At 72.2% G+C, this 15871-nt stretch carries 15 protein-coding genes; 6 read left to right on the top strand and 9 right to left on the bottom strand.

The genetic code is table 11. The annotated features are described in order from the left end of the window. Window positions 1-67 precede the first annotated feature (67 nt). On the bottom strand, window positions 68-1396 hold the full coding sequence (locus QWJ38_RS14690) for a PQQ-dependent sugar dehydrogenase (protein WP_290359862.1): 1329 nt from the start codon (window positions 1394-1396) through the stop codon (window positions 68-70). Window positions 1397-1485: 89 nt separating this feature from the next. On the opposite strand from QWJ38_RS14690, the gene QWJ38_RS14685 reads away from it, so the two are divergent. The 3 genes from QWJ38_RS14685 (at window position 1486) to QWJ38_RS14675 (ending at window position 2949) form a co-directional block, all read left to right on the top strand. Further along, the gene (locus QWJ38_RS14685; protein WP_290359861.1) at window positions 1486-2055 is read left to right on the top strand and encodes a type 1 glutamine amidotransferase family protein; all 570 of its coding nucleotides are present in this window, start codon (window positions 1486-1488) and stop codon (window positions 2053-2055) included. Beyond that, window positions 2052-2225, top strand: a complete 174-nt coding sequence (locus tag QWJ38_RS14680) for a hypothetical protein (RefSeq protein WP_290359860.1) — start codon at window positions 2052-2054, stop codon at window positions 2223-2225. The genes QWJ38_RS14685 and QWJ38_RS14680 overlap by 4 nt, the downstream gene beginning before the upstream one ends. 151 nt (window positions 2226-2376) lie before the next feature. Then, window positions 2377-2949 carry a lipid-binding SYLF domain-containing protein gene (locus QWJ38_RS14675; RefSeq protein WP_290359859.1) on the top strand — a complete coding sequence of 191 codons (573 nt, stop codon included), beginning with the start codon at window positions 2377-2379 and terminating at the stop codon, window positions 2947-2949. A 26-nt stretch (window positions 2950-2975) separates the two neighbouring features. On the opposite strand, the gene QWJ38_RS14670 is transcribed toward QWJ38_RS14675, so the two are convergent. Continuing rightward, entirely contained in the window at window positions 2976-4181 is a 1206-nt protein-coding gene (locus QWJ38_RS14670; protein WP_290359858.1) for a zinc-dependent alcohol dehydrogenase, read from the bottom strand. Between the two features lie 189 nt (window positions 4182-4370). On the opposite strand from QWJ38_RS14670, the gene QWJ38_RS14665 reads away from it, so the two are divergent. Further along, window positions 4371-4637 carry a hypothetical protein gene (locus tag QWJ38_RS14665; protein WP_290359857.1) on the top strand — a complete coding sequence of 89 codons (267 nt, stop codon included), beginning with the start codon at window positions 4371-4373 and terminating at the stop codon, window positions 4635-4637. A gap of 5 nt (window positions 4638-4642) precedes the next feature. On the opposite strand, the gene QWJ38_RS14660 is transcribed toward QWJ38_RS14665, so the two are convergent. Both QWJ38_RS14660 and QWJ38_RS14655 read right to left on the bottom strand, forming a co-directional pair. Further along, on the bottom strand, window positions 4643-5113 hold the full coding sequence (locus QWJ38_RS14660; RefSeq protein ID WP_290359856.1) for a DUF2269 family protein: 471 nt from the start codon (window positions 5111-5113) through the stop codon (window positions 4643-4645). Beyond that, on the bottom strand, window positions 5110-6414 hold the full coding sequence (locus QWJ38_RS14655; protein ID WP_290359855.1) for an SDR family oxidoreductase: 1305 nt from the start codon (window positions 6412-6414) through the stop codon (window positions 5110-5112). Before QWJ38_RS14655 ends, QWJ38_RS14660 begins: the two co-directional genes overlap by 4 nt. Window positions 6415-6487: 73 nt before the next feature. Here QWJ38_RS14655 and QWJ38_RS14650 point away from each other — a divergent pair, with 73 nt between their 5' ends. After that, window positions 6488-7039 carry a hypothetical protein gene (locus QWJ38_RS14650; RefSeq protein ID WP_290359854.1) on the top strand — a complete coding sequence of 184 codons (552 nt, stop codon included), beginning with the start codon at window positions 6488-6490 and terminating at the stop codon, window positions 7037-7039. Next, window positions 7011-7580: a UdgX family uracil-DNA binding protein gene (locus tag QWJ38_RS14645; protein WP_290359853.1), complete on the top strand. Its 570-nt coding sequence runs from the start codon at window positions 7011-7013 to the stop codon at window positions 7578-7580. The genes QWJ38_RS14650 and QWJ38_RS14645 overlap by 29 nt, the downstream gene beginning before the upstream one ends. Window positions 7581-7599: 19 nt before the next feature. Here QWJ38_RS14645 and QWJ38_RS14640 read toward each other — a convergent pair whose 3' ends face one another. From QWJ38_RS14640 to QWJ38_RS14620, 5 genes are all read right to left on the bottom strand, one after another. Further along, entirely contained in the window at window positions 7600-8439 is an 840-nt protein-coding gene (locus tag QWJ38_RS14640; protein ID WP_290359852.1) for an efflux RND transporter periplasmic adaptor subunit, read from the bottom strand. Beyond that, window positions 8436-10430 (bottom strand): preprotein translocase subunit SecA, encoded by a 1995-nt coding sequence (locus QWJ38_RS14635; RefSeq protein ID WP_290359851.1) that lies wholly within the window; start codon window positions 10428-10430, stop codon window positions 8436-8438. The genes QWJ38_RS14640 and QWJ38_RS14635 overlap by 4 nt, the downstream gene beginning before the upstream one ends. Continuing rightward, complete coding sequence (locus QWJ38_RS14630; RefSeq protein ID WP_290359850.1) at window positions 10423-12573, bottom strand: PqqD family peptide modification chaperone; 2151 nt, start codon at window positions 12571-12573, stop codon at window positions 10423-10425. Before QWJ38_RS14630 ends, QWJ38_RS14635 begins: the two co-directional genes overlap by 8 nt. Continuing rightward, on the bottom strand, window positions 12570-14408 hold the full coding sequence (locus tag QWJ38_RS14625; protein ID WP_290359849.1) for a GAF domain-containing protein: 1839 nt from the start codon (window positions 14406-14408) through the stop codon (window positions 12570-12572). The genes QWJ38_RS14630 and QWJ38_RS14625 overlap by 4 nt, the downstream gene beginning before the upstream one ends. 92 nt (window positions 14409-14500) lie before the next feature. Next, window positions 14501-15850 carry a TolC family outer membrane protein gene (locus QWJ38_RS14620; protein WP_290359848.1) on the bottom strand — a complete coding sequence of 450 codons (1350 nt, stop codon included), beginning with the start codon at window positions 15848-15850 and terminating at the stop codon, window positions 14501-14503. Window positions 15851-15871: the final 21 nt, after the last annotated feature.

Here is a 15871-nt window from a genome sequence, read left to right as displayed (position 1 = left end):
ATGTGTTTCTCCCGGGATGGATCCGATGCCCGGCAACGGCAAACGCGGTGCCCGCGTCGGCCCCGGCTCAGCGCTGGGCGGTGACGCGCCAGATCACATTGCCGACATCGTCGGCGACGAGCAGGGCGCCACGGCGGTCGATGGCGACGCCGACCGGCCGGCCCATGGCCTCATCGCGCTGCTCGTTCAGGAAGCCGCCCAGCACCTCGACCGGCGGGCCCTGCGGCCGGCCGTCGGCAAAGGGCACGAAGAGCACGCGGTAGCCGCTGCGCGGCTTGCGGTTCCAGGAGCCATGCTGGCCGATGAACATGCCGTTCGCAAAGTCGGCCGGCAGCCTGTTGCCGGCGGCGCTGGCCAGGCCCAGCGAGGCCGTGTGCGCGCCCAGCGCATAGTCGGGCACCAGGGCGGCGGCGACCAACTCGGGCCGCTGCGGCTCGACGCGCTCGTCCAGATGGCTGCCGAAGTAGCTGTAGGGCCAGCCGTAGAAGCCGCCCTCGCGCACCGAGCTCAGATAGTCCGGCACCAGATCGTTGCCCAGCTCGTCGCGCTCGTTGACGACGGCCCAGAGCTGGCCGCTGCCGGGCTCCCAGGCCAGGCCGACCGGATTGCGCAATCCCGAGGCGTAGACGCGCTGGGCACCGGTGTTCAGGTCGATCTCGAGGATGGACGCGCGCTGTTCCTCGGCCTCGATGCCGTTCTCGGCCACATTGCTGTTAGAACCGACGCCGACATAGAGCCGCGTGCCGTCGGGGCTGGCGAGCAGGCTCTTGGTCCAGTGGTGGTTGCGCGGGCCGGCGGGCAGGGCGGCGATGCGCACCGGCTCTCCTTCGAGCCGGGTCTGCCCGGCGGCATAGCGGTAGCGGATGACCGCATCGGTGTTGGCGATATAGAAGTCATTGCCGACCAGGGCCATGCCCAGCGGCGAATTGAGCCCCTCCGCGAAGACGCTGCGCGTCTCGGCTCGGCCGTCGCCATCGGCATCGCGCAGCAGGGTGATGCGGTTGGCGCTGGGCGTCGCCGCGCCGGCCTTCTTCATGAACAGCTTCTGGAACCAGGCACGCAGGCCCTGGCCGTCCTCGGGCCGGGGCGGCGCATTGGTCTCGGCGACCAGCACATCGCCATTCGGCAGCACATAGAGCCAGCGCGGATGCTCGAGCCCGGCGGCAAAGGCGGCGACCGCCAGGCCCGGCGCCGGCGTCGGCTTGTCGCCACTGCGCCAGCCGACCGCATCGGCCACATGAATGGTCGGCAGCAACGAGCGCTGCGGCGCCGGCAGCACCGGGTTGGGCCCGAAGCCGGGCGGCATCGCGGCCTGGGCGAGGGCGGCGCCCGGCAGCAGCGTCAGCAGCAGCGCCGAGGCGGCAAGCAGCGGATGCATGGCGAGGCGTCGGCTCATGGGGACGGCAGAAGTGGAATATGAGATGCGTTTCAGGCAAGCGGTGTGCCGGCAAGCCCTCGGGCACGCCGCTTGCTGCTCGAATCGTCATGTCCACCAGCCCTCACCACGCCGCTGCCCCAGCGCTTCATGCCGCTGCCGCCGCCGCGCGCGTCGCGCTGCTGGTGGAGGAGGGGGCCGAGATGGCCAGCCTCGATGCGGTGCACACGGCCCTGCTGAAGGCGGGTGCCTTGCCCTGCTTCGTCGGTGCGCGGCCCGGTCCGCTGGAAGAGCCGACGGTCCGCCCGGGCCGCGCGGTCGAGCAACTGGCGCTGGAGGCGGCGCCGACGCGGCGCTGGGATGCGCTGGTGCTGTGCGAGGGGCGCGGCCGGGCAGCGGCTCCGAACGAGCCGCCGCCGCTGGCCCGGCAGCGGCCGGCGCTGGACTTCATCCGCGAGCAGCACCGCCGCCGCACGCCCATCCTGGCGCTGGGCGGCGCCAGCGGCCTGCTCGGCGCGGCCGGCCTGACGATGATGCTGCCGAGCGGCGAGGCCGATCCGCGGCTCTTCGTCTGCCCACCGCGCAGCGAGACCGATCCGGCCCTGCGTGCCGATGCCGACACGGTGACCGCCTTCATCGCCAGCCTGCGGCGCGGCACGACGGCGGCGGCCTGGCCATGAGCGCGATCGCCCAGCCGCCGCTGCCGCCCTCCGATCCGGAGCAGCCGGTCGGCGACCCGCCACCGGCCCCGGCGAGCCCGGAGGTGCCGCCGATCAGCGATCCGCCGGTGCCCGGCGCGCCGGCGCCGGTGCGCGATCCGCCGCGGGCGCCGCCGCCGGCCACCGTTTAACAGCCTGCTAAAGCGGGTTCCCTTGGCGTTGGGCTTTTCCTAGAATCTGCGGGCCAGCGCGGCGCAACGACTTCAGGCCCCGGCTGCCGCGACGATCGCCGCCGCGCGGCAGTCTTGACGCGGTTCGCAAAGACCGCGAGGAAAGGCTTCCATGCAAGTTCACAAGCAGTTTCTCTTCAGCGCCGCCCTGGTCTCGTCGATGGCGCTGCTGGGCGCAGGCCCGGCCTTCGCGCAGGACAAGGCGGCCAAGCAGGCCGAGGTCAGGACCAAGGCCATGCAGACCTTGCAGGACTTCTACAAGGCCGATCCCAAGCTGAAGGACGCCGTCGCCAAGGCCTCCGGCTATGCGGTGTTCACCACCTACGGGCTCAGCTTCGGACTCGGCGGTGCCGGCGGCAAGGGCATCGCGCACGACAACAAGAGCAAGAAGGACGTCTATATGAGCGTCGCCCAGGCCAGCGCCGGACTGCAGATCGGCGCCTCCGACACCCGCTATCTGTTCGTCTTCAACGATGCCAAGGTGCTGGCCGACTTCATCGCCAATGGCTGGAACGCCTCGGCCGGGGCCGCCGCGGGCGTCGGCGCGGCCGGCAGCGGCGCGACCGCCGGGGCCGGCGCCGGCGAGTTCAGCGGCGGCAAGCAGTACGCGCTGACCAAGAACGGCCTGCAGGTCGGCGCCGCGGTCGCCGGGCTGAAGGCCTGGAAGGACGATGAGCTGAACTAAGCGCGTTGACACGAGCGCCATGGGCCCTAGACCGGCGGCAGGTCCGGGGTCGTGCCGCTGCCCGCCTGCGGCAGCAGCACGACCTTGCGGCAATCCTCTTGCTTCTGGTTGAAGATCGCATAGCCGCGCGCCGCCTCCTCCAGCGGCAGCATATGGCTGACGATGGCCTCCGGGTGCAGTTCGCCGCGGGCTATGAGCTCGAGCAGCTCGGGCATGAAGCGCTGCACATGGGTCTGGCCGCCTTTGAAAGTCAGGCCCTTCTCGAAGGCGTCGCCGAACAGGAAGCCGTGGATGAAGCCGGCATAGACGCCGGGCACGCTGATGACGCCGCCGCGGCGCGTCGCGGCGATCGCCTGGCGCAAGGCCGCGCCGCTGGAGCCCTCCAGCTTCATCGTCGTCAGCACCGTCTCCATCGTGCTGCCCTTGGCCTCGAAGCCGACCGCGTCGATGGACGCGTCGACGCCGCGGAAGTCGGTGGCGTCGATGATCTGCGCCGCCGGGTCGTCCACCTGGTCGAAGTTGATCGGTATCACGCCATAGGTGGCGGCGGCGAATTCCAGCCGGTAGGGATGGTGGTCGACCAGGAAGATGCGCTCGGCGCCCAGCAGGCGCGCCGAGGCGCAGGCCATCAGCCCGACCGGCCCGGCGCCGAACACGGCCAGCGTCGAGCCGGGGACGATCTGCGCATTGATGGCCGCCTGGTAGCCGGTCGGCAGGATGTCCGACAGGAACAGCACCTGCGGATCGGCCAGGCCCGAATCGGGAATCGGCAGCGGGCCGACATTGGCCTTGGGCACCCGCACGTACTCTGCCTGGCCGCCGGGATAGCCGCCGTACAGATGGCTGTAGCCGAACAGGCCGGCGCCGGCACGCGTGTCCTTCTTGTTCATGATCGCGCCGCGGCCCGGATTGGTCGACTCGCAGGCGGCGAACAGCGAGCGGCTGCAGAAGAAGCATTCGCCGCAGGAGATGGTGAAGGGCACGACGACGCGCTCGCCGCGGCGGATGCGCTGCACGCCGGGGCCGGTCTCCTCGACGATGCCCATGAACTCGTGGCCCAGGATGTCGCCGCCCTTCATGCCGGGGATCTTGCCGCGGTAGATGTGCAGGTCGGAGCCGCAGATCGCGGTGGCGGTGATGCGCAGGATGATGTCGTCGTCCTGCTGCAGGATGGGGTCCGCGACGTTTTCCACACGCACGTCCTTGGCGCCGTGATAGGTCAGGGCTTTCATCGGTGGTCCTTGTCGGGTTCCTGCGATGTGCCTAACAGGCAATCCGCAGGCCCCGTGCCGGGGGCGATCAAGTCCTGACCCCAGCGGGTAATCGGCCCCAGCAAGCGGCAAGACTGTCTGCGAGAACTACAGCAAGAATTCCGCGGCACTGCGCTTGCCCGGTGTCTCGCACATTCGCGGGAGACGATGATGAACCTGGTTCTATGGGCCAGCACCGGTGCGCTGATCGGTCTGCTGGCCAACTGGCGGGAGACCAGCCTGGCCTTGCGGCATCTGCTGACCGATGCCGTCTTCGGCGGCGTGGGCGCCCTGTGCGGCGGCATGCTGGCGCTGCCGGCCGAGCGCTGGTTCGCCGCCGAGACCAGCTGGTCCGGCCTGCTGGCGGCGGCGGTCGGTGCGATGCTGATGCTGGCCCTTGCGCATCTGCGCGCGCGGCGCGACCGCTGGCAGGGCTGAGGCCTTCAGACCGGCTTGGCCACCATCAGGTAGAACACCGCCAGAAAGGCGAACAGCGCCGGGAAGCCCAGGGCGATCCAGGCCAGGAACAGGCGCTGGTAGCGCGGCGGCAGCGGCTGCGCCTTCGCCTTCGCGTCGGCGGCCAGATCGCGCATGCGCATCTGCAGCCAGACCACCGGCAGCCAGCAGGCCGCGGCGATCGCCAGCAGCACGAAGGACCAGAGGATCCAGCGCTGCGTGATCGGCCAGCCGGCCAGGTGCATCAGGTACAGGCCGCTGAGCGGCTGGAACACGATGGTGGTGGCAGTGAACAGCCAGTCGGCCTTGACCAGGCGGGCGGTCACCGCCGCCACCGCCGCGGTATCGCGGGTAAGGCTGATGAAGAACAGGTAGTAGGCCGAGCCGACGCCGGTGCCGAACAGAAAGGTCGAGGACAGGATGTGCAGCCATTTGACGATCAGGTATTCGTTGCTCATCGCGCGCTCCCTCGTCGCCGCGCCGGCGGCGGCTCCAGCGCATGGAGCAGCCACAGCGCCACCAGCATCGGCAGGTTCTTCAGCATCGGCCCATAGGGATGGGCCCAGTACTCGGGCAGGCGCAGGCTGATCACGGCGGTGTAGAAGAGGATCAGCGCGGCCTGCGCGATCCACAGCCAGCGGCGCGGGCCCGGCATCAGGCTGGCGATGCCCAGCGCGATGTCCAGCAGGGCGGCGCCAAACAGCATCGCCGGCGCCAGCGCCGGCGGGACGCCGGCGCGATCGAGCAGGGCCAGGCCCGCGGGGATCGGATAGACGCCCAGCGAGACGATGCCGGTAACGATCCAGACCAGCGCCATGGCCAGGCGCAGCAGCGGCAGCAGCCAGCTCAGCAGCGCCAGCGAGCGCTGCGCCGCCGCGTCGCGCTCGGCGATGAAGCGCGCCGGCGCGCGCGGCGGGCGGCCGAGCAGGGCGCTGGTGGCCGCCGCATCGGCGGTATTGCCCCGTTGCAGCATCTGCCAGGAGTCGCTGTCGAACAGGCTGGCGGGCCAGCGGTCGCCAACACGGGCGGCAACCGCCATCAGGCGCTCGGGCAGCGGCAGGAAGCGCGGCCGGCCGAGGCCCAGCGCGGCGCGCAGCGCGGCGAGGAAATCGCGCAAGGCTAGCGGCACCGGGCCGACCAGGGCGATGCGACCGCCCGCAGCGGGCCGCGCGAGCAGGGCCAGGATCGCCTCGACCGCGTCATCGATATGCAGGGGCTGCAGCTGTTGCCGGCCCTGGCCGGGCAGCGGGCAGATCGGCAGGCTGGCCAGCAGCGAGAACAGCCGCGCGCTGCCGCCGCCCGGCCCATAGAGCAGCGAGGGCTGGATCACCGCCACCGAGGGCAGCGGCAGCGAGAGTAGCAGCTCGTCGGCGGCCTTCTTGCTCAGGTGGTAGGCGCTGGCTGCCTGCTCGTCGGCACCCAGCGCCGAGATCTGCAGCACCCGCTGGACACCGGCCTGCGCGCAGGCCTGGAACAGTGCCGACGGCGCACGCAGATGCAGCGCCTCGAAGCGCTGGGCGCCCTGTTCGCGCAGGATGCCGACCGCATTGATCACCGCGTCGACGCCGTCCAGGCGCGGCAGCCAGTCCGCGGCCGCGTGGTCGCGGGCGAAGTCGCCCGGCAGATAACGGACGCCTTCTGCGGCGTCTCCCTCGCTCGGGCGCCGCACGACACAGACGACCTGGTGCCGCGCGGCGAGCAGGGCCGACAGCAGATGCGAGCCCAGAAAACCGGTGGCGCCGGTCAGCAGCACGACCACGGCATCTCCTGAAGTAGGAACGGCACTTGCCCCACATCGGCAAACCTCGTTCCCCTGCAAGGAGAGCCGTCCGATGAAACCCTGGAAGCAAGCGCTCGACGATGCGGCGCTCAGCGGTGGCCTGGCCAGCGCGCTGTCGACCCTGGTGCTGGCCTGGCGCGGCCGCCGGGATGCCGGCAGCGGCGCGGCGCCGCTGAACGCGCCGGCGCACTGGCTCTGGTCCCGCGCGCTCGGCCAGGACCGCTCCAGCCTGCGCTACACCGTGCTGGGCATGGTGGTCCACCACCTGTCCTCGGTGTTCTGGGCCTTTTTCTATGAAAAGGCCTCGCCGGCGCAGGCCCGCCCCGATGCCCGTCAGGCGCTGCGCACCGCGGCGGCGGTGACGACGCTGGCCGCCGTCGTCGACCTCAAGCTGGTGCCCGAGCGGCTGACGCCGGGCTTCGAGCGCCGCATCGACGTGTCCAGCCTGTTGCTGGTCTATGCCGCCTTTGCCTCCGGCCTGGCGCTGGGCAGCCTGCTGCGCGGGCCGCGCGGCGCGATCGTCCACCGCGACACGGCGCTTGCCGCCCAAGGCCATGCGAGCGACGCTCAGGCAGTTGCAAGAGGCGGCCGCCGGCTGCCGTGACTGCCCGCTATGGGCGCCCGCCACCCAGACGGTCTGGGGCGAGGGCCCGGCGCGCTCGCGCTGGATGCTGGTCGGCGAGCAGCCGGGCGACAAGGAAGATCTGGCCGGCCGGCCCTTTGTCGGCCCGGCCGGCCGCCTGCTCGACGAGGCGCTGCGCGAGCTGGCGCTGGAGCGCGCGGCCGTCTACATCACCAATGCCGTCAAGCATTTCAAGTACGAGCTGCGCGGCAAGCGCCGCATGCACAAGACGCCCGCGCAGCGCGAGGCCGAGGCCTGCTCGCAATGGCTGGAGGGCGAGATCGCCGCGATCCGGCCCCGCGCCATCGTCGCGCTGGGTGCCACCGCGGCACGCAGCCTGCTGGGCCGGCCGGTGCCGGTGATGCAGGCGCGCGGCCACTGGTTCGATCGCGCGGACGGCATTCCGGTGCTGGTGACCCTACACCCGTCGGCGCTGCTGCGCCTGGTCGGGCCCGAGCGCGAGGGCGCTTATGCGGCCTGGCTGGACGATCTGCGGCAGCTGCTGCGCGCACCGTCGCCCTGAGCGCGGCCTTGCGACAGCCTCAGGAAAAGCGTGCCCGGCACTTGATGCCGGCCGGGATCTCGCCCTTGGGATTGGGCAGTTCCAGGCGCACGCCGAAGGTGCCGCTGGCGGCGTCGACGACGCGGTCGACGATGGTGACATTGGCGGTGTAGCGGCCGGCGAGCGGCGCCTCGGCATCGACCTGGACCTTGTCGCCGCGCTTGACCTTGCCGTACATGCCCACCGGCAGCACCACCTCGACGCGCAGCGGATCGGTCTGGGCCAGGCGCAGCACCGGCTTGGAGTTGTCGCCGCTGAGCGCAACCTCGCCGACCGCCTGCAGCCGCTCGGTGACGACGCCGCTGATCGGGCTGCGCAGGCGGCGCTGCTCGACGGTCTCGCTCAGGCGGCGCTGCTCGAGCGCGGCCAGGCGCTGGTTGTCCTGCGCCTCGACCAGATTGGCCTCGGCAACGCGCATCTCGGCCAGCGAGTCGTCGCGGTCCTGGGTGGCGATATAGCGCTCCTTGACCAGGGCGTCGCGGCGCTGGAACTTCTCCTTGGCGGCGGCGAGGCGGCTGTCGGCGCTCTGCACCTGGCCATGCATGACGGTGCGAAAGCGCGCCGCCTCCAGCGCGGCCCGCTCGACGGCGGTGTCCAGCTCGACCAGCACCTGGCCCTTCTTGACCTCCATGCCGCGCTCGACATGGATCGCGTCGATGCGCCCCTCGACCGGGCTGCGCAGCTCGACCCGCTGCATCGGCTCGATCAGGCAGGTGTAGCCGGGCTCGGCGCTGCGGGCAGGGACGCCGGCCAGCAGCAGGGTCAGGGCGGCAAGTGCGGCAGGTGCGGCAGCAGCGGGGCGGACGGGCATCGGTTTCATGTGGGATCGCCGGAGAAGGCGGTCATGCGGTCGAGTTGATGATCCTGGCGCATGGTCTCGCGCCGGGTGCGGGCATGCAGACGCTCGGCCCGCGCCTGGGCGGCGGCGCGGCTGCGCTGCAGCAGTCGCTGCACGGTGGCCGCGCCGCCGGCCAGGGCCCAGCCGAGCAGGCGGGCCTCGCTGCCGCCATGCTGGCGCAGCAGTTCGTCGTCCAGCGCGACGATGGCGATGGCGCTGCCGGGGTCGCCCTGGCGCGCGCAGCGGCCGATCAGCTGGCGGTCGATGCGCGGCGACTCGTGGTATTCGGTCAGCACCACGCAGAGTCCGCCGAGCTCGGCCACGCCTTCGCCCAGGCCGATGTCGGTGCCGCGGCCGGCCATATTGGTGGCCACCGTGATCGCGCCGCGCCGGCCGGCCGCGGCGATGATCTCGGCCTCGGCGGCGTCCTGGCGCGCGTTCAGCAACTGGTGCGGCAGGCCACGCGCCGAGAGCAGGGCGCCCAGGGTCTCGGAGGACCGCACCGAGCGCGTGCCGACCAGCACCGGCTGGCCGGCGCGGTGGCGCTCGGCGACGAACTCGGCCACCGCCGCCCATTTGGCCGTCTCGTCGGGCAGCAGGCGCGGCGCGAGCGTGATGCGCCGGCTCGGCCGGTGCGTCGGAATGGTCACCGTGGCCAGGCGGAACACGGCAGCAAACTCGCCGGCCATCTCGCGCGCGGTGCCGCTCATGCCGGACAGGCGCAGATAGCGGCAGAAGAAGCGCTGGTAGGTGATGCGCGCCTGGGTGCTCGTCTGCTGGCTCAGCTCGACCCCTTCCTTGGCCTCGATCATCTGGTGCAGGCCCTGCTCCCAGGTCCGACCGGGCAGCACGCGTCCGGTGTACTCGTCGATGATCTGCACCTTGCCCTCGGCGTCGACCAGGTACTGCTCGTCGCGCCTGAACAGATGCAGCGCGCGCAGCGCCTGCGTGCCCAGGTGCTCGCGCTGGTGGGAGGCGGTCCAGGGCGCGCCGAGGCCGGCCGTGGCCGCGGCCAGCGCCGCGCGGCCGGCGTCGCTCAGGTGCAGCTCGCGTCGCGCGGCGTCGAGCCGGTAATGGACATCGCACTCGAAGGCGGCCACCAGCGCCAGCGCCTGCGCATGGGCGGCCGCATGATCGACCTCGCCGGCCTGCATGGCCAGGATCAGCGGAGTGCGGGCCTCGTCGATGAAGATGCTGTCGGCCTCGTCGACGATGGCGAAGTGCAGGCCGCGCAGCAGCGGCTGTGCCGGCCTGGCGCCCTGCCGCGCCGGCCCGCCGACCAGGCGGCGCGCGCGCAGCTGCGCCGCGCTGGCGCGGCCGCCCATGGCGACGCGGTCGCGCAGATAGTCGAACACCAGCTCCTTGTTCGTGCAGTAGCAAATGTCGCAGGCATAGGCCAGCGCGCGCTGCCCCGCTTCGACGCCATGGGCGACGACACCAACCGTCAGCCCGGCGCGTTGGAACAGCGCGCGGTTCTTGTCGGCATCGCGGCCGGCCAGGTAGTCGTTGACCGTCACCACATGGACCGGCAGGCCGGCGAGGCCGGCCAGGCAGGCGGCCAGGCCCGCCGTCAGCGTCTTGCCCTCGCCGGTCTGCATCTCGGCCAGTTGGCCGCGCAGCAGGGTCATCGCGCCGAACAGCTGGCCCGGGTAGGGCAGCAGGCCCAGCGCGCGCCGTGCCAGCTCGGCCATCGCGAGCAGCGCCCGGCGCAGCGTGGGCGTGTCGAGCTCGCGCACGGCGGCCGGCGCGAGCGCGCGCAGCTCGGCCAGCAGCGCCGCCTCGTCCAGCGCGCGCAGGCGCGGGCCCTGCTCGGCCAGCAGGGTGCCCAGCCGGGCGACTTCGCGCGCAGCCGGCGCTGCCAGGCCGCGCCGCAGCCGGCCCAGCAGCTCCAGCGCCCAGGCGTCGGCCGCCGAGGGCGCGCGGTCCTCGCGTTCGGGGAAGGCCCCGCGGGCCAGTCGCAGGGCGCTAGACATGCAAGGTCGACAGAAAGGCCCGACGCAGCGCGCGCCAGGCACGCAGGCCGATGGGCTCGGCCGGATGCTCGAAGCGCACATGGACGCGGCTGCCGAGGAAGTCGTGCGGCACCTCGCTGGGCAGCAGCAGCTCGAACTCGAACACCGATTCCAGGGTGCGCAGGCCCTGCTCGTCCTGCGGGTCGGTCATGAACTGGCCGCCGCCGCGGCTGCCGAGCACCGCGCTGGGCAGCTGGCGGCTGGCCGCCGGCACGCCGCGCAGCAGGGAGGCCGTCCAGACCGTCCCGGTCGCCTGCGGCAGCCGCAGCTCGACCTTGCCGGTGGACAGCCGGATCGGATCGACGTCGGACTGCGGCACGACGACGCGCACCAGCGGCGCATCGCCGGTGCGCAGATAGCCGAGCACCTCGCCCTTGCGCAGCCAGCGGCCCGGCAGGTCGCTGGGCCGGTCCATCAGCAGGGTGCCGGCCGCCCCGGCGCGCAGGGTCAGCTGATCGGCCTCGTCCTGCAGCCGGGCCAGTGCGGCGCGCTCGCGCTCCAGGTCCTTCAGCAGCTGCTGGGCATGGGCCTGCGAGGCGATCCAGGCGGCGTCGACCTGGGCCTCGGTCTCCTCGACCTTGGCCGCCTGCGCCTGCAGCCTTGCCTCCAGCGCCGGTTCCACCGTCTGCACCACCGCCTGGCCGGCGGCCAGCGCCTGGCCCGGCTCGGCCAGCACCTGCTGCACGAAGCCGGCGGTGGCCGCGCGCACGATCGCGCGCTCGGGCAGCCACAGCACGCCCTCGGCATGGGTGTGATAGGGCAGCGGCAGGACGAAGAGCAGCAGTTCGGCGAGCAGGGCGCCGCCGCCCAGCACCCGGCGCACGCGCCGGCCGCGCGCGGCAAAGCGCGGCGCCGTCAGCAGCGCCTGCACCGCCTTGGCGAGCGGCCAGACGAAGCCCTGGGCCAGGCTCACCGCCGCCAGCGCCACGCCGATGAAGAAGAAGCGCTGGGCGACGAAGAGGGCGATGCCCAGCGACACCATCAGCCGGTAGACGGCCGACAGCGGCTGGTAGGCGAGGAACCAGCGCCGCTCGCCGGGCGTGACGCTCATCGGCTCCTCGGGCTGCACGCCGAAGACGCGCTGCTCGACCCGCTGCAGCCAGTACTGGCGCGCCCGCGGGCCCAGATTGGGGATCTCGATCAGGTCACCGAGGATGTAATAGCCGTCGTAGCGCAAGAGCGGGTTGGCATTGAAGAACAGGGTCGTCACGCTGGCCAGCACCGCCACGCCATGGGCGATGCCGCGGCCCACGCCGGGCTCCAGCGCCAGCCAGGCATAGAAGGCCAGCGCGGCAATGAAGAGCTCGGTCAGCATGCCGGCCGCACCGACCAGGGCACGCTGCCATTTGCCGGCGAAGGCGGCCGAGTTCGTCACGTCCACATAGGGCACCGGGTAGAAGGCCAGCAGCAGCAGGCCGGCCTCGTGCACCTCGCCGCCCAGCCATTTGCAGGCCAGGCCATGGCCCAGTTCGTGGGCGATCTTCACCAGCGGGAACAGCACGGCCAGCATCAGCAGCTGGCCCGAGGCCAGCCATTGATCGCTGAAGTTGTGCGTCAGCGCGCGCCAGTGCGCGGGCAGCATCAGCAGCGCCGGCAGCACGGCGGCCAGCCAGGCCAGCAGGATCAGGCGTCCGCCCAGCGGTCGCAGCGCGGCGGCCAGGCGCTCGAGCAGGCGGTCCGGATCGACGAGCGGGAAGCGCATCGAGATCGGGTTGGCCAGCCGGCCCATCCACTTCTTGCGCTCGTGCTTGCCGCGCCGCTCGAACAGTTCGGCCGTGTCCGGCGTGACATCGCCGAGCAGCAGATCGGCCGCATGCAGCTGGCCCAGCAGCTTGACGATGTCGGCCTGGGTCGGGGTCGCGTCGCTGACCTCGCGCGACAGCAGCGCCCAGATCTCGTCCAGGCTGCGCCGGCCATCGAACAGGCCGATGACGCCCCAGGCCTGGGCATTGAAGCGGTGGTGGCGGCCGCTGGCGCGGTCCTCGAACACATGCCAGACCTGACCCCGGTACTCGTGCCGATGCAGGCGCACATGGCCGCGCAGCCGCGGCCGCAGCGCCGCGACCCGGTACCAGTACGGCGCCAGCAGCGCGCGCGTGCTCATGGCAGCAGCTTCCACCAGGCCAGGCGCGCCCAGTCCAGCAGCGGATGGGTCCATGCCCAGAGCAGACTGGCCCGGCCGACCTCGATCTTGCCGACGCCCTCCATATTCGGGCTCAGCTTGGGCGCCTCGCCGCCCAGCTCGGCCTCGACGCGGAACTGGTTGCGGCCGTCCTCGGGCACCGAGACCGGCGTGATCTTCTTGACGGTGAAGGGCCAGTCCTGGCCGGGCAGGCTGGCCAGCACCAAGGTGCCGGCGGCGCCGGTCTGGACGCGGCCGATATCGCGCTCGTCGACCTTCAGGATCACCCGCCAGGCATTCAGCGGTGCGATCTCGAACAGCACCTTGCCCTGTTCGACCGGCGAGCCCAGCTGCTGCGACAGATCGCCCTTGACGACGATGCCGTCGAAGGGCGCGGTGATGGCGACGCGCTCCAGCTTGGAACCGGCCAGCTCCAGCTGGGCGCGCGCCTGGTTGGCCTGGGCGGCCGCCTGGCGCTGATCGACGCGGTTGCTGCGTGCCATCGCCTCGCGCTCCTTGCGCAGGGCCACGTCCAGCTCGGACTCCCAGCGCGTCTTCTCCAGCAGCAGGTCCTTGTCCTCCAGCCGCGCCAGCAGCTGGCCGGCCTTGACCGTATCGCCGGCACGGGCCGGCGCCTCGCGCACATAGCCCTCGAAGGGCGCGACGGCGGCGCGCTGCTGGGCCCCCTCGACGAGGGCGCCGGCCGTGACGCGGTAGGGCACCGGCACCACGGCCAGCAGCACAAGCAGCAGGGCGGCGGCGCCCAGGCCCAGCTTCAGCGCCGGATGCGAGCTGTCGGTGACCCGGCCCAGGCCGCGGCGCAGCGAGCGCAGCGCGCGACCGGCGACGCCCTGGCCGGCCTCGCCCTGCAAGAGCAGCAAGGGGCCGACGGCGGCGCCCAGCGCCTCGAGCAGTTCGACTTCCTCGGCCGTGAAGGGCGTGTCGCGCTCCAGCAGCAGCACGCCGACCGTCTCGTGCGCGGCCGTCAGCGGCAGGCCGCACAGCGCCTTGGCGCCGGCTTCGCTGGCATAACGCGCATGGCCGGCAGTGATCCTGGCGGCCCCGCCGTCGGCCGCCGGGGCCTCGGGCCAGACCAGGGGCCGGCCCTGGTCATAGGCCTCGTGCATTGCCTGCAGCGCCTGCACCGCCTGCCGGCTGCGGTCGTCGGACACGGCCGCATGCGAGACGGCCAGCCGGCGCAGCGTCTTCTTGCCGCCCTCGGCCAGCGCCAGCTGCACCTGGCGGCAGTCGAGTTCGCGGCCGACCGCATGCACCAACGCGATCGCGGCCTCGCGCGTGCCGGCCTCGTTCTGCAGCGCCAGCACGGTGTCGAGCAGGAAGCGGGCGCGACGCGCATCGGCCTCGCTGCGCGCCTGGTCGAGCCGGCGCATCAGGTCCATCAGCCAGCCGGCGCCCCAATGCGTCAGCTGGCGCGCCCGTTCGGCGGCCGCCGCATCGGCCGGGCCCAGGTCCAGCACGACCGCGCCGGCCAGGCTGGCGGCCAAGGTCAGCGGATAGGCCAGCAAGGCCTCGCCCGCTTCGTTGTGGCGCAGCACGCCGGCGCGCTGGCGCAGGGCTTCGGTGGCGATATCGGCCAGATAGTGCAGCTCGCGCGCCGGCGGCAGGGCGGCCACGGGCGCGTAGGCGCCGTCGGGCTGGGCCATCAGCACCAGGCCGGCACGGGCCTTCAGCAAGGCCTGGCACAGCACGGTCAGCCAGGCCTGGGCAAGCTGGTCGCCGCTGCGGGCCTGGGCAAGCAGCTGCCAGGCATCGGCGGGCAGGGCGGTCTGGGCGGACTGAGGAGGCAGGGGCGACATGGATTCCGCGAGGGGGCGACCCGTCCCTTATACGGGCTGGCGCCGCCTGAAATCAATACGATCTGTCCCCGGCGGCAAGGGCGCCGGGGCGCTCATTGCGGCGCGTTGCGCAGCAGCAGCTGGTCCAGCGCGCGCAGATCACCCTCGCTGAGCGCGCCGGCCGCGGCCTTCAGCTGCAGGCTGGACATCAGCGTCTGGTAGCGCGCGGCGGACAGATCCTTACGCGTCGCATAGAGCTGCTGCACGGTGTTCAGCACGTCCACGCGGGTGCGCGTGCCGACCTCGAAGCCGCGCGTGGTCGACTTGACCTGGGTCTCGCCCGAGGCCTGCGCCTGGCGCAGCGAGGCGGACAGGGCCGAGCCCGATTGCACGCCCAGATAGGCCTGGCGGGCCTCCAGCGTGGCCTGGGCGCGGGCGTCCAGCAATTGCTGGCGGGCACGCTCCAGATTGGCCTCGGCCTCGCGCGTGTAGGACGAGATCGCGCCGCCCTGGAAGATCGGCACATTCAGCTCCAGCCCGGCCGTGTAGTTGCGCGAATTGCCCGGCGAGATATAGACCGAGGCATTGCGCTCGTCGGCGCGCAGCACCAGATCGACCGTCGGCGCATGGGCGGCGCGCTGGCGGCCGACTTCCAGCTCGGCCACCTGTTCGGCCAGTTCGCCGGCGCCGACCTGCAGCGCATCGAACGGGGCGCGCTCCAGCAACTGCTTGATCTCGGCGGGGCTCAGCACATTGATCGGCGCAGCGGGATCGACCGGCGCCAGCGGCGGCAGCTCGCGGCCGAGCAGCTTTTCCAGCGTGCGGCGGCGGACCTCCAGATCGTTGCGCGCGGCGATCTCCTGGGCGAAGCCGAGGTCGTGGCGGGTCTGCGCCTCGTTCAGCTCGGTGATGCTGGACAGGCCGACGTCGAAACTGCGCTTGGACTGGGCCAGCTGCTGGGCAAAGGCCTCCAGCTGCGCCGTCATCGCCGTCATCGCGTCCTGCGCCTGCAGCACATCGAAATAGGCCTTGGCCGTGCGCAGCAGCAGCTCCTGCTCGGCCAGGCGCAGCTGCTGGTCGGCCAGCGCGGCCTGCAGCACGCCCTGCTGGTAGGTCTTGACATTGGCCAGGCGCAGCAGCGGCTGGTTCAGGGTCAGGTTCCAGGGCTTGTTCGAGTAGCTGCGCTTATTGCCCTCGACATAGCTCGAATGCTCCTCGACGCGCTGCAGGCTGGCGCCGGCGCTGACATTGGGCAGCAGGCCGGCGCGGCCCTGGGCCTCCTTTTCGCGGCCGGCCGCGGCCTGGGCCCGGGCGGCGCCGAAGACCGGGTCGTTGGCGCGGACCTGCAGGTAGATCTCGCTCAGCGTATCGGCCCGGGCGGCGGTGACGGCGAGCGCGGCCGCGGCGGTCAGCAGCGACAGCAGGGTGCGCTGCCGGGCGGCGAGCTTGCGGGGTTCGAACATGATCATCAGGTCCTCCGGTGT

This window comes from Roseateles violae (assembly GCF_030410485.1).
In the GTDB taxonomy this organism is placed as follows: Bacteria; Pseudomonadota; Gammaproteobacteria; order Burkholderiales; family Burkholderiaceae_C; genus Roseateles_D; species Roseateles_D violae.
This window is presented reverse-complemented; position numbering and strand designations above follow the sequence as displayed.

Coding starts and splice junctions, on each gene's coding strand:
- QWJ38_RS14635 (WP_290359851.1), bottom strand. CDS start 10,430: ATGTCTAGCGCCCTGCGACTGGCCCGCGGGGCCTTCCCCGAACGCGAG.
- QWJ38_RS14640 (WP_290359852.1), bottom strand. CDS start 8,439: ATGAAACCGATGCCCGTCCGCCCCGCTGCTGCCGCACCTGCCGCACTT.
- QWJ38_RS14680 (WP_290359860.1), top strand. CDS start 2,052: ATGAGCGCGATCGCCCAGCCGCCGCTGCCGCCCTCCGATCCGGAGCAG.
- QWJ38_RS14665 (WP_290359857.1), top strand. CDS start 4,371: ATGAACCTGGTTCTATGGGCCAGCACCGGTGCGCTGATCGGTCTGCTG.
- QWJ38_RS14690 (WP_290359862.1), bottom strand. CDS start 1,396: ATGAGCCGACGCCTCGCCATGCATCCGCTGCTTGCCGCCTCGGCGCTG.
- QWJ38_RS14625 (WP_290359849.1), bottom strand. CDS start 14,408: ATGTCGCCCCTGCCTCCTCAGTCCGCCCAGACCGCCCTGCCCGCCGAT.
- QWJ38_RS14630 (WP_290359850.1), bottom strand. CDS start 12,573: ATGAGCACGCGCGCGCTGCTGGCGCCGTACTGGTACCGGGTCGCGGCG.
- QWJ38_RS14620 (WP_290359848.1), bottom strand. CDS start 15,850: ATGTTCGAACCCCGCAAGCTCGCCGCCCGGCAGCGCACCCTGCTGTCG.
- QWJ38_RS14675 (WP_290359859.1), top strand. CDS start 2,377: ATGCAAGTTCACAAGCAGTTTCTCTTCAGCGCCGCCCTGGTCTCGTCG.
- QWJ38_RS14660 (WP_290359856.1), bottom strand. CDS start 5,113: ATGAGCAACGAATACCTGATCGTCAAATGGCTGCACATCCTGTCCTCG.
- QWJ38_RS14670 (WP_290359858.1), bottom strand. CDS start 4,181: ATGAAAGCCCTGACCTATCACGGCGCCAAGGACGTGCGTGTGGAAAAC.
- QWJ38_RS14685 (WP_290359861.1), top strand. CDS start 1,486: ATGTCCACCAGCCCTCACCACGCCGCTGCCCCAGCGCTTCATGCCGCT.
- QWJ38_RS14650 (WP_290359854.1), top strand. CDS start 6,488: ATGAAACCCTGGAAGCAAGCGCTCGACGATGCGGCGCTCAGCGGTGGC.